Raw genomic sequence first — 26,144 nt, 5'->3', positions numbered from 1 at the left:
AACAAATATAAGGAACAAGAGGGGATTATTTTCTCAACACCCCTCCTCCTTATGGCTAAATTTTGGAGACCTCTCTATACTATAGCAGCAAAGTCTCCCACCAGCACTTTCAGATGCTTGGGTAGAATCTTTATTTTGGATGGAGTGCTGAAATTGCATTCCCCGTCACAATCTATTTCTTGTTTGGGGCTAGTCTCTATTTCAATCTCCCGTGCCTGGAAGTAAATCAGGTCTTCGTTTGCTTCAGCAGGAAATTGCTGCTGGATCTTGGATTGCATCCACGTCCATAAGTGGGTGAGGGAGGTTTGTTTGACTATCAGAACATCAAGCACCCCGTCCTGGACATGGCTTTCCGGAAAGAAGGACTGGAATCCCCCCACATAGGAGCCATTTCCAATCAGAAGCATCATCGCTTCTCCATCATAGTTGGTACTGTCACTCTTTACTTTCAGCTGAAAGGGTTCACTATCGAAAACCGTCTGGCCGGCACTGATATAATACGAAAGCTTTCCAAGCAGCTGTTTATTTTGGGTATCCATATTATCCGAAACCTTTGATATCAGGCCGATTCCCCAAAAATTAAGAAAATATTGCTTTTCACATTTTCCTACATCGACGAGTTCCATTCTCTTTTCCACAATCTGTTCCGCAGCAAGGATCGGGTCCTGGTTCATCCCGATTGTCCTGGAAAAATCATTGCAGGTGCCACCCGGTATAATGGCAAATGCAGGACGCTCTTTCAGCTTGCAAATGGCGTTGATCAGCTCATAGATGGTTCCATCCCCACCTGCGCCAATGATAAGGTCGACCTTGCCTTCAAGGTCCGAAACTATCTTTGCTCCATCCCCAGCTTCCTTTGTTACACAAATCTCCACGTCATAAAAGCCTTTCTGCAGCTTTTCTTTAATCACATCAATTGACTCTGCGAGTTTTCGCTTCCCGGCGTTCGGGTTTAAAATAAGTGCCACTTTTTTCACAAATCGTACCTCCTTCCAACATGAAATTTTTGTGCATTTATTTTACCATACCCAATAATTGCATGAATAACGTGAGAAGGAGCACTCTTCATAGAAAAAATAAGACGAAAAAGCCGCGAAACACTCTGACAAACCGAGTGCACGCGGCTATGTGGTTCTAGTTATCAAGCTTCAACTTTCTGTTCTTCAACTGTGCAAGACGTTCTGCGAGCTTCTGTTTGTCCTGTTCCTGAACTTCTTGGAAGCTTTCGGCATTGTCATCAGCAAGGTCCGGCTCGCTTACAAAGCGGTTTCGAACCTGTTTCTCTTTCGGAGTGGAGGCAGATTTCTTCGTCGTTTTCGTATCGGCCCAGTTTTGATACTGGCGATGCTCCTCTTTAGCAAGCTCCATCGCCGCGCTCACTGTTTTGACCTGCTTACGGGCCCAGTGGCTTGCTATTTTCTCCACATACTTGCGGTTCAGCTTCATGTCTGTTTTCAATAGTACGTAGTACAGCAATACGTTTGTTACCCCAGGGGTGAGCTGCTGCTTGAACATGACGTCCTCGACAATGCGCAAATCCGATACGGACGGCTCCGCCCCTCCCGAGAGGTCTGTGAGCATCGCTTTAGGTGAAACATTTTCTAGCTGCTGAATAAGCTGCTCTTCCTTGGAAGAAGGATTCTTATCGGAAAACTGTTTAAGGTTGGCCGGCTGCGTTTTCTCCACCAGGGAGGGAAGGGTATTGTGGTACTCCAGTTGATACCAGTCACGTGCCGATTTTCTTAATTTTTCCAGATTGATCATATCGTCTTCATCAATGACATTCATCATCAGATCCTTCATCGTTATTGGATCGATCTGATAGATAAAGGCGAGCTTCTGAATGGCTTGCTTCACTTTTGCTGTGATCGCCTTCTTTGGAATTACCACATCCGAAAGACCTGCATAGAACAACTCGAAATCAAATTCACTTTTCCCGACTTCCGGCTCCTGACCGGACTTCCGTCCTATCCACTCTTTATCCTCTGAAAGCTGCAGCTCTTCCATCGTTTCTTCATTTGCGGCATAGGCGATATTTTCCGCTTGGACGGATTGGAAGACGTCACTGAATTGACGGGTAATCTGGGTGTAATCCGCTTCAGGAATCGCCTCATCTGAAAAATACTTCTTAACGCTCAAGTATTTTGTCTTCCCGAGACGATTATAGAGGTAGATGGTCAGCATAGGCTCGGAAAAGAAGGCATCAGGAGAAAGGGGAGGCTGAAGCTCATAGATGAACGTCCGGGAATGCTCGTCCTCCTTCACCCAAGTCTTCAACAGTCCGATTCCTTCCAGCTTGATCCGTTCCTGATGGATGTCCTTTAAATTGCATTGCATCGTTGTCATGATGCCGTGATGGGTCGTCTCTTCCCCCCAGAGCCGATCCTGGTCCAGCTCACTCCAAAGCGTCATAAACAGGCTGAACCCCCTGTAGCCGAGAAGAGGCTGATAAAGCATGGTCAATATTTTCCGATCAAATGATTGAAGTACCCCGCTGGCACGGACCATATAGCGATCAACAGGGACCAGTTCTTTCCAATGCCGTTCAGACATAATACATTCAAACCTTTCTCTAACTATAAGTGATTAATGATAAAACAGAGAGGCTGAAAATTCTCCTCTCTGTTCTGCTAATTATGCGATATTATTTCCGCTCTTTTTCTATTATCTCTTTTAATTCATCAAGGAAAACATTAATATCCTTAAATTGACGGTATACTGAGGCAAATCTCACATAAGCAACCTCGTCAATTTTGGAAAGTCGCTCCATCACCATCTCACCGACAATATCGCTCTTCACTTCGGATATGCCAATGTTGCGAAGTTCCTTTTCCACTTCGATGACAATGTCTTCTAGCACTTTGAGCGCTACCGGTCTTTTTTCGCAAGCTTTTATCAGGCCACGCAGCACCTTTTCTCTACTGAATTCTTCCCTGATCCCTTCTTTTTTCACCACGATCAAAGGCATCTCTTCCACCTTTTCAAATGTGGTAAAGCGATAGGAGCAGGACTCACACTCTCTTCGTCTACGAATAGAGCGCCCTTCCTCCACTGGTCTGGAATCCAATACCTTGGTGCCATTATGTTGACAAGCTGGACATTTCATAAGGGTTTCAGCTCCATTTCCTTATCGTATTTTTATCTTTCCGAATTTAAACCAGAACCTGTATAGTTGAGAGATTTATTAAGTTCTTGGTACATATGCAGGACCAGCTTGCGACTAAAGCCGAAATCTGTCGGCAGAATGCTAGTATCCGTTGTAACGGAAAAGTCGATCGCCGTTTCAAATGGCCTCACCGAAATCACTGTCACGACCATAAATGCCTTTTTTCCTTTGTTCACCTGCACCGCTATTTCTCCATGTTCCTCTGAAACGGATTTGACTGTAAACCCGTCCATTTTTTGGAACATCTCCTGGAGGGCTTTCATGGCATTTTTGTTGGATACCTTATAATAATGGCTTCGCAATGCTGCATCGATATGATTTTCCCTTGTCTCCGTATGAGTGGATAGTAGGTTTTTTAGTTTTTGAATAGCTCCCACGATAATTTGACAACCCCTTAGATTTACTACGTTCTATATAAAAGAAATGATATGTAGGAAAAAAGATATAATAAAAAGAGGTGCATATTATACACCTCTTACCATTTTAATCGATTTAGATATAATTTTAAAGTGCTTTCGCTTTGTTTACTTGAACAGGACCCATTCCACGTGGAAGTTCGATTGTTTCACGTGTCTGAGCATTTAAAGCTTCAGCAATGTAATCTGCAGAAATGTTAGGATCCAACTCACCGCATGTATAAACGTCAATGCTTGCATATCCGTGTTCCGGGAAGCTGTGAATAGTTAAATGTGATTCAGAGATGATGACAACTCCGCTAACTCCTTGTGGTGCAAACTTATGGAATGCAACCTCGCGAACCTCAGCTCCGGATTTCAACGCAGCATCAACAAAAGTTTTTTCAATGTAATCCATATCATTCAACTTATCAAAATCGCAACCCCATAATTCTGAAATAACGTGACGACCTACTGTTTCCATCTCACGTTCCCCCTTTAACATATTTTAGAATACATGAATTCCTCAAAGGTGAAAATTGATTATTGTATTACTACCACGGGGGAAAGTTAGTCCAGAGAGGTCCTAACCCTTTAAGTAGCCACATAACCGTTTCAAGAAGTTCACGAAAAATAGTATACTGTTTTTATATTAGTTTTGCAACATGCATTTCATATTTTTTTGTTATCAGAAAAAGAAAGAACTCATCCTCCCTTTTCTTCCAACGCAAAAAAGCGGCTAACATGGTATGTTAACCGCTTTCACATTTTTTGAGTACATACTACGGGAATATTATCCAGCCATTGCTTCTTTCGCTTCTACCATTTTCTCCGCTACATAATGAACCAGGTCCACAACACGGCAGGAGTAGCCCCACTCGTTGTCATACCAAGCCAATACTTTCACCTTGGTTTCCCCCATTACCATGGTGGATAGACCATCGATCACTGCCGAGTGTGGATTCGTGTTGAAGTCGACTGACACAAGAGGCTCCATGGTTATACCCAAGATGCCATCCATGGATCCGACTGCAGCTGTTTGGAATGCATTGTTTATATCATCCACTGTTACAGGCTGCTTTAAGTCCACAACCAAGTCTACCAGCGAGACATTAGGAGTAGGCACACGTAATGCCATACCATGCAGCTTACCCTTCAGATGCGGCAATACAAGGGACAATGCTTTCGCTGCACCGGTCGATGTCGGGATGATGGACTGCCCGCACGCTCTTGCACGTCTCAGGTCCTTATGAGGATTATCGATGTTTTTCTGATCATTTGTATATGCATGAACCGTCGTCATCAGGCCATTTTCGATTCCGAACTGCTCATCGAGGACTTTCACAACAGGTGCCAAGCAGTTGGTTGTACAAGATGCATTTGAAATGACATAATGCTGATCCAAATCCAAGGCTTCTTCATTTACACCCATTACGATGGTTACATCCTCATCTTTACCAGGCGCAGTCAGAATCACTCGTTTTGCCCCTGCATTCATATGAAGCGCCGCTTTATCGCGTGCATTGAATTTCCCTGTCGCTTCAATTACGATATCAATATTCATTTCCTTCCAAGGCAATTCTTCCGGATTACGGTTATTGACCAATTGAATGCGCTTACCATTTACAATAAGAGCGTTGTCCTCCGCGTAGACATCCGCATCGAAACGCCCATGATTTGTGTCATACTTAATTAAATGAGCTAACGTTTCGGCTGGATAGCTCGCATTGATTGCAACAATATTCAAACCTTCCTCTTGGATGGCACGTCTAAATACCATTCTTCCAATACGTCCAAAACCATTAATTGCAACCCTTGCCTTCATGCAAATTCCCCATTTCTGTATATATGTTATACTTATGTTATGATTACCTGCAATTAGTATAACATATTTAATTTGAATATGTCATGAAAAAATTAAAAAAAGGGCATATCCCTATTTTTGGATAGCCCATTTCTTCAATATAGTATGTAGCTGTTCTTTTGTTTCTTCTATTGAACCGTTGTTGTAAATAACTTCATCCGCTAGATCCACTTTTTCCCGGAGCGGCATTTGTGAGGAGATTCTAGCCATGGCATCCTCGCGGGATAAATCATTTCTTCTCATCAGCCTATCGAGTTGCACCTCTTCATCCACATAGATAAGCAACGTTTTTTCTACCAGATGGGTGAGTTTGCTTTCAAACAGCAGCGGAATATCCATGACAACCGTTTGATATCCATTATTTAGATACTCATTTGTCTCTTCCTTCATTCGGTTGCGAATACTCGGATGCATAATGGAATTTAAGCGCTCTCTTTTTTCTTTGTTTTCAAAAATGAGTTTTCCAAGCTTTACCCGGTCCAGAGATTTGTCCTCCTGTAAAATCCCTTCTCCAAACTCAAAAACCAATTTCCCATAGGTTTCCTCACCAACTTCCACCACCTCGCGGGCTACTACATCAGCATCAACAATCGGCAGACCGTATTCCTTCAGCATTGCAGCCACCGTACTTTTGCCACTGGCTATACCGCCGGTCAATCCAATAATCATGGGCCAGTCCAACTCCTCTCTAATGGAAGAGGCTTCTGTAGAACAGATAGCCTCAAATCTTGATAATCCCGATAATAATAAGTAATACACCTGGCAAAAAGGAAAATTTGTTCATCCAAGATACTCCAGAAAAGATTCTTCCAAGCTTTATGCCAGTGATAACAAATAGGGAACTCATCATCGCAACAGAAACAGCCATCATCCACGGGGAATATCCTAACAACGCGGCCCCTATCCCGGCTCCGAATGCGTCAAGCGATAATGCAATCCCAAGGAAGAATGCCTCTAGTCCAGTGATGGACCCTGATTTGTCAAAATCGGCTTCTGTCGGCTTCCTCAAAATATTGATGACGACTCCCAAAGACTTGATTTCCAGATTGAATAGGATTTTCTCTCCAATCAGCGTTGGATCCTCAGACGCATTCGACTTAAAAAACTGATATAGCACCCAGACTCCAAGAAGAATGAGAATCCCTCCTCCTATACTCTCTGCATAAACAGGAGAAAGGAACGTTGTAAGTATCGTGCCAACAAACATCGCCAGCAAAAGTGAAACAGCAGAGCAGCATGCAATGATACTGATCGATTTGAGCGGCATATGCATTTTTCTAAGGCCATATGTCAAACCGACACTGAAACTGTCCAGACTGACAGCAAATGCTAAAAGAACAAGTGAGATGTATGGAATCATAAAGAGCTCCTCCCTAACTATCACTGAGATAGTATATGGCAGGAGCCCATTCGATGTGTTTTTCCGGACGTGAGAATTATCTTTCTTTCGGCTGACAGATCGGACACGTATGGGTCCCTCTCCCTGCCACCACGGATTTCTCTATTTCCGTTCCACATTTTTTGCAAGGTTCCCCTTTTCTCCCGTACACAAACAGTTCTAGCTGGAACATGCCGATCTGACCTTGAGAATTGATGTAGGATCGGATTGTACTTCCACCCTTATCCACCGCTTCCTGAAGCGTGAGGACAATTTCCTTCTGCAATATCTCCAGTTCCTGATCGGACAGGCTGTTGGCGAACCGTTCAGGATGTATCCCAGCACGAAAAAGCGCTTCATCCACATAGATATTGCCAAGCCCCACTACAACGGTCTGGTCAAGCAGGACGGCTTTGATGTTCCTTTTTTTCATGGAGAGGCTTTCCTTGAAGCCGGCGAGGCTGAATTCCTCGTCAAATGGTTCCGGTCCAAGGCTTGCAAGCGACTTCGCCTTCAGCTCCTCCCCTTTTTTATAAAGGTGGAGCGTTCCGAACTTCCTCACGTCCTGGTAGCGGAGCTCTGTTCCGTCCTCAAAATGGAAGAACACATGGGTATGCTTATTGAAAGGTTCATCCTTTTGGTAAAGTCCGTATTTACCTTCCATACGAAGATGGGAAACCATGCAATAGTCATCCAGGTAGAACAGAAGGAATTTCCCCCTACGACCTATCGTCTGAATGGTCTGCCCCACAAGCATATGCTCAAATAAGGCGACATCATCAGGTTCTTTCACCATTTTTGGCCAAAGAACTCTTACAGCTTTAATCTTCTTTCCCTGCACCAGGTGTAGAAGTGTTTTTCTGACGGTTTCAACCTCTGGAAGCTCTGGCATAAAAACACCTCCCTTACATCATTTCGCATCGTACCAGGTGGAGCCGTAGGAGTAGTCGACCTTCAACGGAACGGTCAGCTCCAGTGCTTGCTCCATCACTTCCGGCACGATTTTCTTCAACTTTTCTATTTCTTCTTTCGGAGCTTCAAAAACAAGTTCATCATGCACCTGCAGCAGCACTTTCGCCTGCATGTTTTCTTTTTCCAATCTCATCGACATTTCAATCATCGCCTTCTTGATGATGTCGGCTGCACTGCCCTGAATAGGGGTGTTCATCGCCGTTCTCTCAGCAAAGCTTCTCAGATTGAAGTTGCTGCTTGTGATCTCCGGCAAATAGCGGCGACGGTGAAGCAGGGTCGTTACATAGCCCTTATCCTTCGCTTCGAGTACCACGTCATCCATATACTGCTTGACTCCCGGGAAGCTCTCCAGATAGCGGTCAATGAACAGCTTTGCTTCTTTGCGCGTGATATCCAGACTTTGCGATAAACCATAGTCGCTGATTCCATAGACAATACCGAAATTGACCGCCTTCGCCTGGCGTCTCATGTTGGAAGTGACCTTATCCTCCGCTACATGAAACACATCCATGGCGGTTTTCGTATGAATATCTGCATCCTCCCTGAATGCTTCAATCAGCTTTTCATCATTGGCAATATGGGCAAGGACCCTTAACTCGATCTGAGAATAGTCCGCCGCAAAAATGACCCAATCCTTATGCGATGGAATGAATGCCTCCCTGATTCTCCTGCCTTCCTCCAGACGGACTGGGATGTTTTGAAGGTTTGGATCAATGGAGCTTAATCTGCCAGTTTGGGTTAGCGCCTGGTTGAAGCGTGTATGGATTTTATTGGTGTCTTCATGCACAACCTTCAACAAGCCTTCGATATAGGTTGATTTCAATTTCCCCAATTGACGATAGAGAAGGATCTGGCGAATGACCTCATGTTTGTCCGCGAGCTTTTCGAGTACATCGGCTGAGGTGGAGTATCCTGTTTTCGTTTTCTTCACCGGTGGAAGTCCGAGCTTTTCAAAAAGAATGACACCAAGCTGCTTTGGCGAGTTGATGTTGAACTTTTCACCGGCAAGCTCAAAGATGTCCTCTTCTATCTTCTCTAGCTTTTCAGATAAGTCGTGTCCCATATCCTCCAGGCGGGTTTTATCAACTTTAATACCGAGCGCTTCCATTTCCGCAAGTACAAGTGTCAATGGCATTTCGAGTTCCTCAAACAATTCAAGCTGTTCGTTATCCTTTAGTTCATGGATAAAAGATTCCTTCATCTCCTGCATCGCGAAGGTTTTACGAACTAGATGCTGAGATACCGTCTCTTGATCCGGCACTGCCCGTTTGGCACCCTTGCCATAGACCGCTTCATCCGTTTCAATCTGATGATATCCTTTCTTCCGTGCGATCTCTGCAAGATCCGTGGACGTATCAGACGGGTTAACGATGTAGGAGGCGATAATAAAATCAAAATCTATCCCGTTCAGCTCGATTCCTTGCCATTTCAATGCCACGATTGCCCGTTTGGCGTCAAAGACGGTCTTCTTTTTTGTGGAATCTGCTGCAAAGTTCTTAAACTCATCTGACTTTAGTGCCACTTCAGTCGGAATGAAGAAGTTGCCCTTTTCATTCACAAGCGCAAATCCTTGAATGTCTGCCCGGTGGTAGTTTTCTTCAAGGACCTCTACCATGAAAAAGTTCTCTTCTGCAAAATGGTCGGCAGTCAGCTCATCCACAACATCAAACGTAATGTCCGTTAAGTCCTCGGTAACTGTTTCCCCTTCGTCCCCCATCTTTTCCAATAAGGAGTTGAAGCTCAGTTCTTTGAATATCGAGATGACTTTCTTCTTATCAAAGCCTTCATAAATTAGTTCATCCACCTGCAATTCAACAGGCGCTTCCGTCATGATCGTTGCAAGCTCCTTGCTCATGATTGCCTGCTCCTTGTTCTCCTCAAGCTTTTCCTTCAGCTTTTTACCGCTGACCTGATCGATGGATTCCAGGAGCTTTTCAATGGTGCCAAATTCCTTCAACAGCTTGATTGCCGTCTTTTCCCCGACTCCCGGAACCCCAGGAATGTTATCGGAGGAATCACCCATCAAGCCCTTCATGTCAATAATCTGATCCACATTCAAGCCATACTTCTCTTCAATGAAGGCAGGTGTATAGGAGTCAACATCTGTGATCCCTTTTTTCGTGATATCCACCGTTATTTTGTCGGTTGCAAGCTGAGTCAGATCCTTGTCCCCGGAAATGATCTTCACGTTAAAATCATCGTTGGCTGCCTGCCGGGCAAGGGTTCCGATAATATCATCCGCCTCGTATTCAGGCAGTTCATAGCGTTTAATATTATAGGCATCCAATAACTCTCTTAAAAAGGAGAATTGCTCGGAAAGCTCAGGTGGGGTCTTTTGTCTTCCCCCTTTATATTCTCCGAAAGTTTTATGACGGAAGGTTGTTTTCCCTGCATCAAAGGCCACAAGCATATGTGTCGGTTTTTCTTCCTCCAAGATCCTCATTAGCATCATCGTGAAACCGTAAATTGCATTCGTATGTATTCCCTTTTCATTGCTTAAAAGGGGCAGCGCGAAAAATGCGCGATATGCAATGCTGTTCCCATCAATCAGGACTAATTTGTTTGCCATGTGAATTCCTCCTTCTTCCTTTTATGGTCTATGTAAATACTTCAGACTCTCTTAACACCGCTGTTGATTTCCGCACTAGGCGCAGCGACCCAAGGGGCGTTTGTGGAGCCTCCTCGGCTTCGCCTGTGGGGTCTCCACTAAACGCTTCCTCCCGCAGGAGTCTTCGCCTATTGCTCCAATCAACAGCTAGTATACTTAAAAATCAACACTTCTCTTTAATAAATCACTCAAATAAAAAGCCGCAATCTCCCTCTCTATTTTATCACGGATAAGAACAGAAAGAAAAATTGCGGCATTATTGATTTTTTTTACTCCATATAGCCCATTAGGAGTCGTGCATATGGGGAACTGGACGGCAGAACGATGACTGTTTCACCGTTGATTGTCTTCTTATAGGATTCGAGTGTACGGTATAGTTCGTAAAACTCAGCATCCTTGGAGAAGCTGTCATTGTATATTTTCGCCGCTTCTCCTTCTCCTGTCCCACGGATCACGTCTGCATCCGCTTCTGCTTTAGCTATAATCTCACGTACTTCTTTATCGGTTTTGGCAATGATGATATTTTTATCTGCGTCCCCTTTTGAAAGGTATTCCTGTGCTTTGGAATCCCGCTCTGAAATCATTCGCGTGAAGACAGACTGTTCATTTTCAGGCGGCAGGTCAGTTCGTCTCATCCTGACATCTGTTACCACAATGCCATATCCATCCTTTGCCAAAAGCTCATTGACCCTTTCCGTTACACGGTCATTCAGACTTCCCCTGGAGGATTTTTCATCATTGATGATTTCATCATAATTCAATTGGCCAAGCTCTGTTCGAACAACCGAAAACACAAATTCAGACATTTTTGTTTCAGCATTGACGATATTGGCTAAACTGTCTATCATTTCTGCAGGATTTTCCACGCGCCATACCACATAGTTATCGATCAACATTCTTTTCTTATCTCTTGTATTGATCTCGGCTCCAGCTTCATCATAGAGCATCTGATACTTAGGTACGGTCGTTACAGTCTGAACAAATGGAACTTTGAAATTGAGTCCTGGTTCACTAACAATTTCCACTACTTCTCCAAACTGCCTGACTACCTTGTATTCCCCTTCTTTTACCACAAACACATTAGCAATTCCTACACCGAGCAGGACGATAAGAAGAACTGCTATTATCCCACCTCTGACCATCTTTCTCCACTCATAGGTAGGTTTACGACCTTCTAAATCTATGATGTTCTGATCACTCATTTGTCCCACTTCCTTCCTGCGTTGTTGGAGGCTTAGGAGTTGTGCCCGTCGTTTCCGTTCTCTCCATTGGACGAATCGGGAAGTACTTCATCGTATTGCCATCATCGTTCATGATATAGATTTCTGCGTATGGAAGGACTTCTTCCATAGTCTCAAGAATCAATCGTTTTCTAGTCAGGTCAGGTGCATTCACATATTCAGCGTACAAGGAATTGAATCTGGCAACATCCCCACGTGCCTGCTCGACTCTGGCTGCCTTTTCCCCTTCTGCTCTTGAGATGATTGCATCCTTTTCCCCTTCCGCTTCATTCATTTTCTGATTTCGGTAGCGGTTCGCTTCGTTGATTTTGGTGTTCATTGTTTCCCTCGCATCAGTAACATTGGTAAATGCTTTACGAACCTCCGCATTCGGAAGTTCCACATCCTGCAGTTTAACCGCGGTTACTGATATACCAACGTCATACTTTTCCATAAGTGAAGTTAATAGATCAAAGACCTCCACTTCGATTTGCCCTTTTCCTGATGTTAGGGCCTCATCGATTTGCGAGCTTCCGATGATACTTCTTAAAGAAGCGGATGTTGCATTATAAAGCACCGCTTGCGGGTCGTCCGAATTATATAGGTATTTACCCGGGTTGGTTATCTTCCACATGACAACCATGTCTGCAAGGACGATATTTTCATCTCCGGTTATCATTTTTGTATCACTGGTGAATTCTACAACTTCCCCATTCTTTTCCTCATAGCCGAACTGTAAGCTGAATGTCTCTTTTGAGAGCTTTTCCACAGTCTGGATCGGCCAAGGCATCTTGAAGTGCAGACCCGGTTCACTTATTCCCTCTTCCACTTTCCCGAAGGTCTGGATGACAGCCTGTTCGGATTGATCGACTGTGTACCAGGAACTAAAGGCCACTATTCCAAGCATGACAGCCAGCACCACAAGAAACACAGTTGTATATATGCGCTTTAAACTCATCACTGTTGTCTTCTCCCCTTTTTTTGTTCTCAGTGATTAATACGTTCAAGTTACAGGAAAGTTTCTTTTTTTACAGAGGTTTTTCATTTTCACAAAGTCTCTGTTTAGCACCGCTGTTGATTTCCGCACTAGGCTGCGCTTTCCGCGGGGCGATTGTGGAGCCTCCTCGGCTTCGCCAGTGGGGTCTCCACTAATCGCTACCTCCCGCAGGAGTCTTCGCCTATTGCTCCAATCAACAGCTAGTATACACACAAAACAACACTTTTGTTTTTCCAAAGACCCTAATGTAAAAGATTTACACATTAGATATGAAAATTTAGTGCAGACGTTATGAGTCACCTGACGCCCCTGTTGATTGGAGTGCAAGGTGTGAGACTCCTGAGGGAGATAGCGGTAGACTTGAGACCCCGCAGGCTAGCCGAGGAGGCTCAAGCACCGCCCCGCGGAAAGCGAACACCTGGAACGGAAATCAACAGGGAGTTAAACAGAGCACACACTTATTTTCAGGTTAGCCTTCCCACAAAAAAAAGAAGGCGAGAACAGAGGTGTTCTCGCCTGCCAAAATTGGCTCCTTGGATGAAGGGGTTTTCAATAGTAATAGTAACAGAGGTTTGTTAAGCAGTAATGGAAGAAATGTAAAGCTATTGTAAATCTTTGTTTTCTTTGGACAATTTCACCTTAAATGCTGTCCCGTTGTTCACTTTACTTTCAACTGTCATACTGCCGTGATGTGCTTCCACCAGGTGTTTGACAATTGCCAGTCCTAACCCTGTACCACCGGAATTTCTGCTACGCGCTTTATCTACACGATAGAAGCGCTCGAAAATTCGGGGTATCTCCTCTTCATCCATACCAATTCCTGTATCTGAAACGGTTATTTCCACCTTCTCACCTGCATCCTGGACTGTCACGCTCACTTTGCCGCCGGACGGGGTGTAGGCTAATGCATTGTTGATAAGATTAATGAAAATCTGTTTCACCCGAGGGTTATCCCCATAGATAAACAGGTCTCTTTTCGCTTTCAACAGCTCCAGATCAACTTCTTTCTCTTTGGCTTTTGCTTCAAGAATGATAAGGATATCTTCCAATAATTCATGGATATCCACATAATCCATATTGAGTTTGAAGCCTTGTCTTTCTATTTTGGAAAGATCCAATAAGTCTTCTATCAACGACTGAAGTCTCTCACTCTCTTTTAATATGATGGAAAGGAAGTACTCCAGTGTCTCTTTGTCGTTCATGGCTCCATCCAGAAGCGTCTCCGAAAACCCCTTGATGGAAGTGATCGGTGTCTTCAATTCATGAGATACGTTAGCTACGAAGTCCTTTCTCATCTGCTCCAGCTTTTTCAGCTCTGTGATATCATGGAAAACAAGTACAATTCCCTTCCATTCATCATTAGTGCCGATGATTGGTGCCCCGTAAACCTCAAAATGCCTTCGTTCAATTTTAAGGGGAAGCACAAGCTGCTTTCTTACACGGACTTCCGTCATGAAAATTTCTTCCACAAGCTCCACTACTTCTTTATGCTCCAATGCTTCATAGTATAAGCGGTATAAATAGTCGGATTGCTCTACATGAAAGGTTTCCTTATAAGCACGATTGATCAGATTCACATAGCCTCTTCCATCAATCAAAATCAAGCCGCTTCCCATATTTTCAATTAATGTGCTAAGTCTATCCTGTTGCATTTCCTGCGCTTTTGTCATGTCCTGCAGGTTTCTTGCAAGCACATTGATCGATTGGCTGAGCATCCCTGTCTCGTCCACGTGCTCCTCGTAGGTTCTCGCTTTATAATTCCCTTTGGCAAGCTCCATTGCCACTTTTGTTGCCGATTCAATCGGTCTCGTATATTGGGCTGTAATTCTGACCCCCAGTAATAGAATGACAACAAGTGCAGCACCGAGACTTGCAATCAATAGTCCCCAGATTTGTTGATTGACCCTGTGGAGGGATTCTACAGGCGTGCTTAAAACCACAAACCCAGCGCGTTCACCATCTCTCATCAAGGAAGCACCATAATAGTACATTTCATCATTTCGTTCATAATAGACGCGTTGCTTATCTTTGTTTTTTTCTATGATTTGCTGCAGCACATCCTGATGGGAATCCTCTTCAGGTTGCACACTGCCGTCCGTGTCATACTGAAGGGTGCCATCTAGATCTGTTATACTGATTCTCGCAGCTAACGTCTTTCCGATATCCTCGAGGTGTTTTTGCAGCGAAGGCGTGATGGTTGCTTCCTCTTCCACTAATAGCGTGACAAGGTTGGTTTCTTTCTCGAGACGCTGATTGAATGTATTAAGATAAAAGCTCTTAAAAAGTTGTCCCAATAAAAGCCCCAACCCGACAAGAACGACAATAATGAGCGTAATTAAAGCAAAAAGCAGACGGGAACGAAACCTACTCATCTAATTTCGGTTCCTCAAGCTTGTAACCTAACCCTCTTATTGTCTTTATATATGTAGGTTTTTTTGTATCTTTTTCGATTTTCTCCCGCAAGTGGCTGATATGCACGTCCACAATCCTGGTGTCCCCGGCAAAATCGTAGTTCCAAACTGCACTTAACAACTGATCGCGGGTCAATACCCTGCCTTTGTTTTTTGCTAAATAGACAAGAAGCTCAAATTCCTTTGGAGTCAATTCAATACGTTCATTCTGGAAGTACGCTTCATAATGCTCCGGTAATATCTTTATTTCCCCGATGATGATTTTTTCGGAAGGATCTTCATCTTTCATGTTGTCCTCATGACCTGACAATAGCTGTGTCCGTCTCAGTATTGCCTTTACTCGAGCGACCACTTCTCTTGGACTGAAAGGTTTTGTCATATAATCATCAGCACCTAGTTCGAGACCCAACACCTTATCAAATTCATCATCTTTTGCGGTAAGCATCAAAATGGGAGTGTTTATTTTTCGCTGCCTAAGTTCCTTGCACACCTCGATACCATCCATTTTTGGAAGCATCAAGTCCAGAACAATCATGTCAAATTGCTCATCTGCTGCTTTATTAAGCCCTTTCTCCCCATCCATGGCAACTGACACTTCAAATCCTGCCTGCTGCAAGTTATATTGCAATAAAGTTACAATGGACTGCTCATCGTCAACGATCAATATCTTTTTACTCATCTTTTTCCTCCACCAATTGTTTTGGAAAGCCCCTATTCATCCTTGAATATCTATCTATGTATTTACAATACCATCATACACCTTAAATTATTTCTTCACAATAAATAGAAAAAAGAGCCCTTAAAAGACTCTTACCTCATTTATTGTTGTTATAGTTTGATAATTCGACCCGTGGATTTCCGCTACAGGCACTTGCTTTCCGCGGGGAGGGATGGGAGCCTCCTCGGCTTCGCCTGTGGGGTCTCCCATGCCCTCTATCTTCCCGCAGGAGTCAAGTGCCTTCCGCTACAATCCCCAGACGGTTTTAAAGATTTTTTCTTCCCTTACTATTAAATTATTCTTTACTTCTTAGTCAGAAAAAACATTATTTATATTACTCTCCCCCTGTTGGTTGGAGCGCAGGGGGTGAGACTCCTGCGGGAGGAGCGTGTCAAGGGAGACCCCGCAGGCGCAAAAGCGCCGAGGAGGCTCCCGAGACCGCCCGCGGAAAGCGAAATCCTGGAGTGGAAACCAACAGGGGTGTTAAATGTTGACACTTCATTTTCTATGCTGTCAAAAAAGCAAAAAATAAAAAGAGCCCAAATGAGCTCTTTTTAGAAGTTATCCATCGCACTGCTTTCCATTGGTTCCAATCGATGGGGAGGACAGACGGTTATTGTTCCTTTTGCTACCGTTTCTTCCTTTTCGTTTGTTCCATGGACCGTCATTTCAATGGTATGCTTATCATGGTTTACATCAACAATCTCAAATAGAAATTGAATTGTTGCGTAATGGTAAACAGGCTTTGGAAAGGATAGGTGTTGTTCTACAACATGGCTTCCCGGGCCTGGCAAATACTTTGAAACAGCAGAGGTAATAATTCCAGTTAACATGATACTAGGAACAATCGGCTTCTTAAATGGTGTCTGAGACGCATAGTCATGCTGAATGTACAATGGATTGGCATCATTGGTCAATCCCAGATACAGAAGCAGATCCTTGTCTTCAATCTTTTCGGTTAGAGCGAGCTTTTCGCCCACTTGAATCTCTTCCAGTCTTCTTCCAAGTTTTCTCTTTTTACCAAGTAACATTGTGACACCTCCAGTTGTGAAAGCGATTACATCTTCTTTTGAAAAATTCGGGGATTTTCTCCCCGAATCCACTCACTATTATGATAATACGTTCATTACGCTTTTTACAGATTCTACTGATTTCGCAAGTGCTGAGCTTTCTTCCTCAGTCAACTCAAGCTCGATGATCTTCTCTATTCCACCAGCACCAAGGATGGTAGGAACTCCAAGGTAGATACCTTCATGTCCATATTCTCCTTCAAGGTATGCGATGGAAGGAAGTACACGACGCTGGTCTTTGAGGATGGCTTCCACCATTTCCACCATGGATGCAGCTGGGGCGTAGTATGCACTACCGTTACCTAAAAGGTTAACAATCTCTCCGCCGCCTTTTCTTGTTCTTTCCACGATGGCATCCAGACGGTCTTGCGGAAGCAACGTTTGAAGCGGGATACCTCCAGCATAGGAATAGCGCACCAATGGTACCATGTCATCCCCATGTCCGCCAAGAACAAAACCTGTAATGTCTTTTACAGACAGGTTAAGCTCTTGGGAAACGAATGTACGGAAACGGGCTGTATCAAGCACGCCCGATTGACCGATTACACGGTTTTTCGGGAAGCCGGACTCTTGGAATACTGTGTAAGTCATTGCATCAACAGGATTGGTCAACACGATGATAAAGCATTCTGGTGAATACTTCACGATTTCTCTCGTTACACTTTTCATGATGTTTTGGTTTGTTGTAACTAGGTCATCACGGCTCATCCCAGGCTTACGCGCAATCCCTGCAGTAATGACAACGATATCGGAGTCTGCAGTGTCTGCATAGTTGGATGTGCCTGTGATATTTGCATCAAATCCTTGTACCGGACCAGCTTCCAGCATATCCAGAGCTTTACCTTTAGTAGGGTTCTCCATTTGTGGAATATCTACTAATACCACATCAGCAAGCTCTTTTTGTGCTAGTAAAAACGCTGTAGTGGCACCTGTGAAACCTCCACCGATTACGGAAACCTTTTTACGCCTCATTGTCATGAACTATTCCTCCCAGCCCAAAGTGTTTAAGTTGAAGCTGGCACAAAGCCACCTTCAAAGTCTATTACATATTTTTAATTAGTTCTTCTCCGAATTCAGAGCATTTAACTTCTGTTGCGCCATCCATCAGACGTGCAAAGTCATATGTTACCACTTTGGAAGAAATGGATTTTTCCATTGCATCCATTACCAATTTCGCAGCTTCTGTCCAGCCAAGGTGCTCAAGCATCAATACACCTGAAAGGATAACGGAAGATGGGTTCACTTTGTCCAGTCCAGCATATTTAGGAGCCGTTCCATGAGTAGCTTCGAAAATCGCATGTCCTGTTTCATAGTTGATGTTTGCTCCAGGAGCAATACCGATTCCACCGACCTGTGCAGCCAATGCATCAGAGATATAGTCTCCATTCAGGTTCATGGTAGCAACTACATCAAATTCTTTTGGACGAGTAAGGATTTGTTGCAAGAAGATATCTGCAATGGAATCCTTCACAAGAATCTTGCCTTCTGCTTCTGCAGCTTCCTGTGCTTTATTTGCAGCGTCTTTTCCTTCCGCTTCAGCAATACGGTCGTATTGAGCCCAAGTGAATACTTTATCGCCGAATTCTTTTTCAGCCAGTTCATAACCCCAGTTCTTGAAAGCACCCTCCGTATATTTCATGATGTTTCCTTTGTGTACCAAAGTTAAAGATTTACGGCCATGCTCAATTGCATAGTTGATTGCAGCACGAACCAGACGGGATGTACCTTCTTGGGAAACAGGCTTGATTCCGATACCGGAAGTTTCAGGGAAGCGGATTTTGTTTACTCCCATTTCATTTTGAAGGAAGTTGATAAGCTTTTCCACTTCTGCAGATCCTTTTGCGTATTCGATGCCAGCGTAGATGTCTTCTGTATTTTCACGGAAGATAACCATATCCGTATCTTCAGGGCGTTTTACAGGTGAAGGCACCCCTTGGAAATAGCGAACTGGGCGAAGGCATGTGAAAAGATCCAATTCTTGACGCAATGCTACGTTAAGAGAACGGATTCCTCCACCAACAGGAGTTGTTAATGGACCCTTGATCGCAATTATGTATTCACGGATTACATCCAATGTTTCAGAGGGTAACCACTCACCAGTTTGGTTGAATGCTTTTTCTCCTGCCAACACTTCTTTCCATACGATTTCTTTTTCACCATTGTATGCTTTTTGCACAGCCGCTTCTAAAACCTTGGATGCTGCCGACCAGATATCAGGACCGATTCCGTCACCTTCGATAAATGGGATAACCGGGTTGTTTGGTACATTAAGTACACCATTTGTTACTGTAATTTTAGTTCCTTGAGTCACGGTAAAATACCTCCTATGATAGTTGAAATTTAGGGAGGAAGTTATGAGGCCCTCCCTTACCTTGATAGTAATAAATTATCTTTGCTCTAATGGTACATAATCTTGCTTTCCAGGTCCAGTATAATCCGCACGAGGACGAATTAGGCGGTTGTTGGAATACTGCTCCAGGATATGAGCCAACCAGCCGGATACTCGGCTAACTGCAAAAATTGGTGTAAAAAGATCATGATCGATACCTAAAGAGTGGTACATGGATGCAGAATAGAAGTCCACGTTTGGCGGAAGCGGTTTTTCGCTAGTTACCACTTCTTCCACTTTTACAGACATTTCATACCATTTCGGCTCCCCGGTCAATCCAGCAAGCTTTTCGGACATGGCACGAAGATGCTTGGCACGCGGATCGCCTTGACGATATACGCGGTGACCGAAGCCCATGATCTTTTCTTTGTTTGCCAATTTTTCACGAATATAGCTCTCTGCATTTTTCACTTCCCCGATTTCGGAAAGCATTTTCATCACTGCTTCGTTGGCTCCACCGTGAAGGGGTCCTTTTAAAGCGCCGATTGCCGCAGTAACTCCTGAATACACATCAGATAAAGTGGCTACACAAACACGTGCTGTAAAAGTGGAAGCATTCAACTCATGATCTGCATGAAGTACAAGCGCTTTATTGAATGCTTCTACCGCTATCTCGGATGGCTCTTCGCCAGTTAGCATGTATAGGAAGTTTGCCGCAAAACCTAAATCGGTTCTTGGAGCAATAGGATCCAATCCTTTACGGATTCTTGAGAACGCTGTCACAATTGTCGGCATTTTAGCTTGTAGGCGTACCGCTTTGTGATAGTTAGCGTCCTGATCCATGTTGTCAGCTTCTTCGTCATATAAACCTAATAGTGAAACGGCTGTGCGTAATGCCGCCATTGGATGTACTTTCTCGATCGGGTATGTTTTGAAGTGGTTGATAACCTCTTGTGGAAGGGCAGCTTCTTCCGCCAGTTCCTTTTTAAGAGCGTCCAACTCCTCTTTTTTCGGCAATTTCTGGTGCCATAAAAGGTAGATTACCTCTTCAAAGCTGGCGTGGTCTGCTAAATCATCAATATTGTATCCAACATACGTCAGCGTATCATCAATGATAGAACTGATTGCTGATGTTGTTGCTACAACTCCCTCTAGACCTTTTGTGGTTGTCATATAAAACCTCTCCTTTACGTAAAGTTTCCCCATATCCTTATCTACTTCCGCCTATTGAACGCTTGCTCACCATAATGATTGTAAACATCCTTGTTAATAAATACACATTTTTTCTGCATTAGATTAACAAGCATATATAATTCTATCAAAATAAGAAAATGCTTACATTTCCATTCAAAAAAATAAGCGCCATAACCATTTCAATCATGGGATGTGCGCGCACTTCCAGGCGAACAAAATAAGAGTAACCCATAGGAAGGATGTGTCCTTGTCCCTATTATAAACAATTATCTGAACTTTGTGAATGAAAAGAACAAAACTACTCAAAAAAATATTATTACGAAAAAACAATTTGTGAAAATTATCCTTATGTAAAGTACTCTACCACCTTCATGGCCAAATAGGCAATTCCCGCACCTATCAATGGTCCTACAGCAACCCCCTGGAATAGTGCCACTGCGAGGATGGTCCCAAAAACAAGAGCAGTTGTGATGTGGGGATCATTTGCAAGCAGCGTCAATCCACTTTTCGCAATCAATGCCACTGCTATGCCAGCGCCAAGGGCAATCCATGCATAGGAGGATTTGACAGCCTCCTGCAGCTGTTTGAATCCTATATCACCAGTAGCAATCGGTACAAGTACAGCTATCGTAATGATCGTTACTCCCCAATTGATGCCTTTTGATTGAAGATAGGGGAATATTTTATTATCCAATCCAATAGCTTTAATGACCAGCAGTACACCTACTGCAAACATTAGCGAGGGATTTTTCGCAATAAATCCAATCGCAAGTAGTATGACCAAAAATACAGTAGCTTGACTTAACATTCTTTCCATCCTTCCAAAAGACCAGAGCCTATTTCCATCCTAACATAAAAAAAATCCAATGAAAAAGATTTGAAACCGGTCTATGCCTAATATTAGAAACATTTATCTTTCCAAAGAATTTCAAAGGCTGTAAAATATGGTTTAGAGAGTGTTGGTAAATAAAGGAGTGTTGCGGTTGAATTGGAATTACGTTCATATTGTATTTAGAAGCTTGCTTGTTATCCTAATTGCCATTTTAGGATTACTTTCCTTTTATTATCTTTTTTCCATTGCCTATCCATTCATCATCGCTTTAGCATTAGCTTTCCTTATTAACCCCCTTGTGAACATCATCGAAAAAAGAGGAAAGATCCCAAGGAGTTTCGCCGTATTCATTTCATTGATGGCTGTCTTTGCCAGCGTCGCCGGAGTTGTCACACTGTTGATTGTGGAGATTGTTTCCGGGACTGAATATTTGGCAAAGGTGGTACCTGGCCATTTTGAAACGTTGGTTGTATTTGTCGAGCAATTCATCGTAACCAAGGTTCTTCCATTTTTCAATGAAATAACCACGATGTTTCACAGTCTTGAAGAAGGGCAGCAACAATCCGTCCTTACAAACATAGAGAATATGGGCGCAAGCATTGCTACAAACGTAGGGGAATTCATCCAGTCATTCCTGCAAAACCTGCCGAAACTGATTACTTGGATTCCAAGCTTTGCTACCGTGCTTATCTTTTCCCTCCTCGCCACTTTTTTTATCAGCAAGGACTGGTATCGTCATCAACATCGATTAAAAAGAATCATTCCTGCAAAAGGTCAAGAAAGCCTTACAAAGGTTTTTCTGAGCCTGCAAAAAGCATTCATTGGATTTCTCCGTGCTCAAGCGACACTCATTTCCATCACTACGGTCATTGTGCTGATAGGATTATTGATACTGCGGGTGGAATATGCCATTACAGTAGCATTGATTATAGGATTGGTCGATCTAATTCCATACCTTGGAACCGGGTTGATCTTTGTCCCTTGGATTATTTTTCTTGCGATAAGCGGCAACCTTCCACTTGCCATTGGACTTGGCGTTCTGTACCTTATTGTGATAGTGCAGCGCCAGCTGATGGAGCCAAAAATCCTTTCTTCGAGTATCGGACTGGACCCTTTGGCTACCCTGGTGTCTTTATTTATCGGATTTCAGCTTATCGGGTTCCTCGGACTCCTTGTAGGACCTGTCACAGTGGTAATTTTCAATACCCTGTACAAAGCTGGTGTCTTCCATGAAATCTATGCATTTATCATTGGCAGAAATAGAACTGTCTAAAAAAGCAAAAAGAGGCTGTCCCGAAAATGTCGGAACAGCCTCTTTTCCATTATTTGAATAGATTAGCGATTGATTGAAAAAGCTCTCTGAAGAAATCAGCAACTCCCTGCCAGAAGCCCGGATCTCCAATAACATTTTCCACTCTATCTTTGATTTGCTTTGAAATATCCTCCAGCTGCTGCTTTACACCGTCAAAGTTGATGTCAAGCTCACGCATTTTATCAAATAAGTCGATAAGCAGCTGTCGGTCTTCTTCACTTAACTGAATTTCAAGCTTTTGTAATTGCTCTTCAACAATTTTCTCAATATCTTCCCTTGTAGCCGGATCTTGCTCTGCAATCTGCTTTTTGATTTCTGTCAGTAGCTCACTTACTTTTTCCTGATCCATGCCTTCTTTTTCTGCAAGATTGGTAGCAAGGCTTAGCTCCTCATTGGCAACTTCCATCCGATCCTTGTCCAGGACCTCGCCGCTTACTTCATATGCTTTATAAATTCCTACAAGGGCGGAATGGCCGCTCACCTTTACAGGAGAGACCACGATAACCTCTGCGTCCTCGATTCCCGCTGTCAATAGTGCATTGGCGTACATATCATTTGTTACTTCTGTAATGTTTTTGGGAGTTTCCCTTTTGATTGCAAGGCCTTCTCCTTTTTCTTTTCTCGTAATTTTAGCAGAAGAGAACATTCTCGCATTTCGATCTTCCCCATCGATATACTTTACCAGGTCTTCACCTGTTACTGTGATTTCCTCGACCATTTCCGGATCCTTCACATTTAAGAGCTCCCGGACTTCCTGCTTCTGTTCCTCGGAAAGTGACCCGCCGTATACAACAATCGGCAAGCCGAACTTTTCATTGATGCTCTCTTCCTCTTTGTCGCCATTAGCGGCTAAGGCTGTCCCTGTAAAGCTCAAACCTGTCAGTATTAATGTAAAAACTAGCAAGACTTTCAATAGGTGCTTCATCGTTTATCCCCCGTATTTTTTACATATTTTTCAATTCTATCTGTTTCATATATTAGCATGAATTTTCATAAAGGCAATGGTTTCACAATGCCTTTCACTCTTCTATCTTCTGTTGATGATGGTAAATTGTCCCTTGTCCATTCTATTCCGGATTCCTCGGATGATGAATGGCTTCACGATATTTCTGGTAGCAGGAATCAACAGAAAGAATCCAATGGAATCCGAGATGAATCCCGGAGTGAGCAGTAGGACACCACCAACCAATATGCATAATCCATCAATGATCACATCACCAGGCATCTGCCCATAACTCATTTTTTGCTGGGCATTTCTCAATGCTTCCAGTCCTTGATATTTTGCCAGCCATGCCCCTAGGATACCCGTCAGTATAATCAGGATAATGGTTAGCCATGGCCCAATATATTGACCAATTGAAATTAGCAACCAGATTTCGAGTGCAGGCACTACTATTATTAAAGCCAAAAGTATTCTGAACACAGAGGTCATCCCCAATCGTAAAAAAGCTCGATTAATCAATCATAGAAACCGCAGGCTCCTATTTTATAATTATACCAAATGGAGCAGGATAACTCTAATTTTAGAAGAAAAGGTGCAGAATCGCGCAGGTTTAATACTGCCACCTGCTAATTAATCATTTTTCTAATTAGCTAGAATGTATTTGACTAATATTGTCCGTTGATTGCAGCGAGAGACACTTGCTTTCCGCGGGGAGAGAGGGGAGCCTTAGGATAAGCGAACGCCTGGAACGGAGACCAAACAGGGAGTTTAATGTTGACACCTTATCTTTAGCTCAGCCCTATACTTTAAAAATCAATCTTTACGAAAAGAGCCTTACTTAAAGAGTAAAATGCAAAACAGCCCTCGCCTAACATCAATGTTAGAAAAGGGCTGTCTTGATTTACCTATTAAAGTACGCTTGCATGTCCAGTGTAGATGGTTCCTCTTGAGGAATCCACTGTGATCTCCTGGCCATCCTTCAGAATGGAGGTTGCACCGTCCACCCCAACAATTACAGGAATGCCAAGGCTTAATCCTACCACTGCTGCATGGCTTGTCAATCCGCCTTCTTCTGTGATCAGGGCAGATGCTTTTTCAAGTGCTGGCATCATATCTTTGTCTGTTCCATTTGTAACAAAGATTGCACCATGTGTCATTTTGGATTGAGCTTCTTCCGCTGTTTTCGCTACAACCACTTTACCGTATGCAGATTTTCTTCCGATTCCTTGTCCACTCGCAAGAACGTCGCCAACCACATGGATTTTCATCAGGTTTGTTGTTCCTTTTTCGCCAACCGGCACACCTGCAGTGATGACAATCAAATCACCATGAGAGACAATACCTGTGTTGATGGATTCTTCCACCGCTACATCCAGCATTTCATCGGTTGTCGTAGCTTGACGGCCGATACGAGGATATACGCCCCATACTAAAGCAAGTTTGCGGGACACCGCTTCACAAGAAGTGACTGCAACGATCGGCGCTTTTGGACGATATTTGGAAATCATGCGTGCAGTATGACCGCTTTCCGTCGGAGTTACAATAGCGGATACATCCAGGTTGATTGCTGTGTAAGCGACAGATTGTCCAATAGAATCCGTTACAGATGCACGAGATTGCTTGCTTCTCTTACTTAATAGCTCTTCATAGGATAAAGCCGTTTCTGCACGGGAAGCGATATTGTGCATCGTTTGCACCGCTTCGACCGGATAGCTTCCTGCAGCTGTTTCCCCTGAAAGCATGATTGCGTCCGTGCCATCAAAGATCGCATTCGCTACGTCACTTGCCTCCGCGCGTGTTGGACGTGGATTGCGCTGCATGGAATCCAGCATCTGAGTTGCAGTAATAACCGGTTTACCGACAAGGTTGCATTTCTTGATCAGTTCTTTTTGAACAAGTGGTACTTCCTCAGCAGGAATTTCCACACCAAGGTCTCCACGTGCAACCATCAAGCCATCAGATACCTCAAGGATTTCATCGATGTTATCCACACCCTCTTGGTTCTCGATTTTAGGGATGATTTGGATATCCCCTGCTTGATGGGCTTCCAATAATTCACGGATCTCCAATACATCAGATGCACGGCGAACGAAAGAAGCTGCAATAAAGTCTACACCCTGTTCGATACCGAAACGAATGTCGTTTGCATCCTTTTCTGTCATACCAGGAAGCTTCACTTTCACCCCAGGAACGTTTACACCCTTTTTGTTCTTCAATGTACCGCTGTTCAGAATTTTTGTATGGATTTCATTGCTACCAAAACCGATAACTTCAAGGCCGATTAAGCCATCATCCAGAAGGATTCTAGATCCGACTTCCACATCTTCCATAAGTCCTGGATAAGAAATAGAGAACTTTTCCGTTGTTCCGATTACTTCTTCCATACTGATTGTGATTTCATTCCCTTGCACAAGCTCAATAGCTCCGTCCTGCATCGTATGTGTACGGATTTCCGGACCTTTTGTATCCAATAGGATTGCCACATTTTTTCCTGTACGCTCGGAAGCTTCACGGATATTGCGGATACGTGCACCATGCTCCTCGAAATCTCCATGGGAGAAGTTAAGTCTTGAAACATTCATTCCTGCATCAATGAGTTGGACTAACTTTTCGACACTTTCACTAGCCGGTCCTATCGTACAAACAATCTTGGTTTTTCTCATGTAAAGTTTCCTCCTAAAAATTACCCGTTCTATTTTGTGTATACCTTATTATAAGCCAACCCTGCCAAAATT

The 26,144-nt window shown here is 43.5% G+C and carries 23 protein-coding genes; 1 reads left to right on the top strand and 22 read right to left on the bottom strand.

Annotation, left to right across the window (positions count from 1 at the left end; genetic code table 11):
- Positions 1 to 74: 74 nt before the first annotated feature.
- From ABN702_RS03165 to ABN702_RS03075, 19 genes are all read right to left on the bottom strand, one after another.
- Positions 75 to 977 carry a diacylglycerol/lipid kinase family protein gene (locus ABN702_RS03165; protein WP_417899366.1) on the bottom strand — a complete coding sequence of 301 codons (903 nt, stop codon included), beginning with the start codon at positions 975 to 977 and terminating at the stop codon, positions 75 to 77.
- A 157-nt stretch (positions 978 to 1,134) separates the two neighbouring features.
- Positions 1,135 to 2,553, bottom strand: coding sequence for a replication initiation and membrane attachment family protein (locus ABN702_RS03160; RefSeq protein ID WP_417899365.1), 1,419 nt, complete (start codon positions 2,551 to 2,553; stop codon positions 1,135 to 1,137).
- Positions 2,554 to 2,644: 91 nt separating this feature from the next.
- The gene (nrdR, locus tag ABN702_RS03155) at positions 2,645 to 3,106 is read right to left on the bottom strand and encodes a transcriptional regulator NrdR (protein ID WP_204416270.1); all 462 of its coding nucleotides are present in this window, start codon (positions 3,104 to 3,106) and stop codon (positions 2,645 to 2,647) included.
- A 32-nt stretch (positions 3,107 to 3,138) separates the two neighbouring features.
- Positions 3,139 to 3,543, bottom strand: coding sequence for a cytosolic protein (locus ABN702_RS03150; RefSeq protein ID WP_417899364.1), 405 nt, complete (start codon positions 3,541 to 3,543; stop codon positions 3,139 to 3,141).
- A gap of 127 nt (positions 3,544 to 3,670) precedes the next feature.
- Positions 3,671 to 4,045, bottom strand: coding sequence for an adenosylmethionine decarboxylase (speD, locus tag ABN702_RS03145; RefSeq protein WP_078379448.1), 375 nt, complete (start codon positions 4,043 to 4,045; stop codon positions 3,671 to 3,673).
- A gap of 309 nt (positions 4,046 to 4,354) precedes the next feature.
- The gene (locus ABN702_RS03140) at positions 4,355 to 5,386 is read right to left on the bottom strand and encodes a glyceraldehyde-3-phosphate dehydrogenase (RefSeq protein WP_417899363.1); all 1,032 of its coding nucleotides are present in this window, start codon (positions 5,384 to 5,386) and stop codon (positions 4,355 to 4,357) included.
- 111 nt (positions 5,387 to 5,497) lie between these two features.
- Positions 5,498 to 6,094, bottom strand: coding sequence for a dephospho-CoA kinase (gene coaE / locus ABN702_RS03135; RefSeq protein ID WP_417899362.1), 597 nt, complete (start codon positions 6,092 to 6,094; stop codon positions 5,498 to 5,500).
- Between the two features lie 52 nt (positions 6,095 to 6,146).
- Positions 6,147 to 6,785 (bottom strand): sporulation membrane protein YtaF, encoded by a 639-nt coding sequence (ytaF, locus tag ABN702_RS03130; RefSeq protein ID WP_417899361.1) that lies wholly within the window; start codon positions 6,783 to 6,785, stop codon positions 6,147 to 6,149.
- A 76-nt stretch (positions 6,786 to 6,861) separates the two neighbouring features.
- Entirely contained in the window at positions 6,862 to 7,695 is an 834-nt protein-coding gene (gene mutM, locus ABN702_RS03125) for a DNA-formamidopyrimidine glycosylase (protein WP_417899360.1), read from the bottom strand.
- An 18-nt stretch (positions 7,696 to 7,713) separates the two neighbouring features.
- Positions 7,714 to 10,344, bottom strand: a complete 2,631-nt coding sequence (gene polA, locus ABN702_RS03120; protein ID WP_417899359.1) for a DNA polymerase I — start codon at positions 10,342 to 10,344, stop codon at positions 7,714 to 7,716.
- Between the two features lie 308 nt (positions 10,345 to 10,652).
- Entirely contained in the window at positions 10,653 to 11,585 is a 933-nt protein-coding gene (gene hflC, locus ABN702_RS03115; RefSeq protein WP_417899358.1) for a protease modulator HflC, read from the bottom strand.
- Entirely contained in the window at positions 11,578 to 12,561 is a 984-nt protein-coding gene (gene hflK, locus ABN702_RS03110; protein ID WP_417900806.1) for an FtsH protease activity modulator HflK, read from the bottom strand. The genes hflC and hflK overlap by 8 nt, the downstream gene beginning before the upstream one ends.
- A gap of 641 nt (positions 12,562 to 13,202) precedes the next feature.
- A complete protein-coding gene (pnpS, locus tag ABN702_RS03105; protein ID WP_417899357.1) occupies positions 13,203 to 14,972 on the bottom strand; it encodes a two-component system histidine kinase PnpS in 1,770 nt (589 codons plus the stop codon).
- Positions 14,965 to 15,690: a response regulator transcription factor gene (locus ABN702_RS03100; protein ID WP_417899356.1), complete on the bottom strand. Its 726-nt coding sequence runs from the start codon at positions 15,688 to 15,690 to the stop codon at positions 14,965 to 14,967. The genes pnpS and ABN702_RS03100 overlap by 8 nt, the downstream gene beginning before the upstream one ends.
- 593 nt (positions 15,691 to 16,283) lie before the next feature.
- Positions 16,284 to 16,760, bottom strand: coding sequence for a MaoC/PaaZ C-terminal domain-containing protein (locus ABN702_RS03095; protein ID WP_417899355.1), 477 nt, complete (start codon positions 16,758 to 16,760; stop codon positions 16,284 to 16,286).
- 78 nt (positions 16,761 to 16,838) lie between these two features.
- Positions 16,839 to 17,777, bottom strand: a complete 939-nt coding sequence (mdh, locus tag ABN702_RS03090) for a malate dehydrogenase (protein ID WP_417899354.1) — start codon at positions 17,775 to 17,777, stop codon at positions 16,839 to 16,841.
- Positions 17,778 to 17,841: 64 nt separating this feature from the next.
- On the bottom strand, positions 17,842 to 19,110 hold the full coding sequence (icd, locus tag ABN702_RS03085; RefSeq protein WP_417899353.1) for an NADP-dependent isocitrate dehydrogenase: 1,269 nt from the start codon (positions 19,108 to 19,110) through the stop codon (positions 17,842 to 17,844).
- A 75-nt stretch (positions 19,111 to 19,185) separates the two neighbouring features.
- On the bottom strand, positions 19,186 to 20,301 hold the full coding sequence (gene citZ, locus ABN702_RS03080) for a citrate synthase (protein WP_417899352.1): 1,116 nt from the start codon (positions 20,299 to 20,301) through the stop codon (positions 19,186 to 19,188).
- A gap of 367 nt (positions 20,302 to 20,668) precedes the next feature.
- Positions 20,669 to 21,130, bottom strand: a complete 462-nt coding sequence (locus ABN702_RS03075) for a DUF441 domain-containing protein (RefSeq protein WP_417899351.1) — start codon at positions 21,128 to 21,130, stop codon at positions 20,669 to 20,671.
- Between the two features lie 175 nt (positions 21,131 to 21,305).
- Between ABN702_RS03075 and ytvI the strand changes: the two genes are divergently transcribed.
- A complete protein-coding gene (gene ytvI / locus ABN702_RS03070; RefSeq protein WP_417899350.1) occupies positions 21,306 to 22,427 on the top strand; it encodes a sporulation integral membrane protein YtvI in 1,122 nt (373 codons plus the stop codon).
- Positions 22,428 to 22,476: 49 nt separating this feature from the next.
- Here ytvI and ABN702_RS03065 read toward each other — a convergent pair whose 3' ends face one another.
- The 3 genes from ABN702_RS03065 to pyk form a co-directional block, all read right to left on the bottom strand.
- Positions 22,477 to 23,391, bottom strand: coding sequence for a DUF1002 domain-containing protein (locus ABN702_RS03065; protein WP_417899349.1), 915 nt, complete (start codon positions 23,389 to 23,391; stop codon positions 22,477 to 22,479).
- Positions 23,392 to 23,493: 102 nt separating this feature from the next.
- Positions 23,494 to 23,889, bottom strand: a complete 396-nt coding sequence (locus ABN702_RS03060; RefSeq protein WP_417899348.1) for an FxsA family protein — start codon at positions 23,887 to 23,889, stop codon at positions 23,494 to 23,496.
- A gap of 428 nt (positions 23,890 to 24,317) precedes the next feature.
- Positions 24,318 to 26,072: a pyruvate kinase gene (gene pyk / locus ABN702_RS03055; RefSeq protein ID WP_417899347.1), complete on the bottom strand. Its 1,755-nt coding sequence runs from the start codon at positions 26,070 to 26,072 to the stop codon at positions 24,318 to 24,320.
- Positions 26,073 to 26,144 lie beyond the last annotated feature (72 nt).

Source organism: Bacillus haimaensis (assembly GCF_048270625.1).
Classification (GTDB): domain Bacteria; phylum Bacillota; class Bacilli; order Bacillales; family Bacillaceae_I; genus Sutcliffiella_A; species Sutcliffiella_A haimaensis.
Note: the sequence above shows the minus strand (reverse complement) of the source record. Positions and strands in the feature narration are given on the sequence as shown.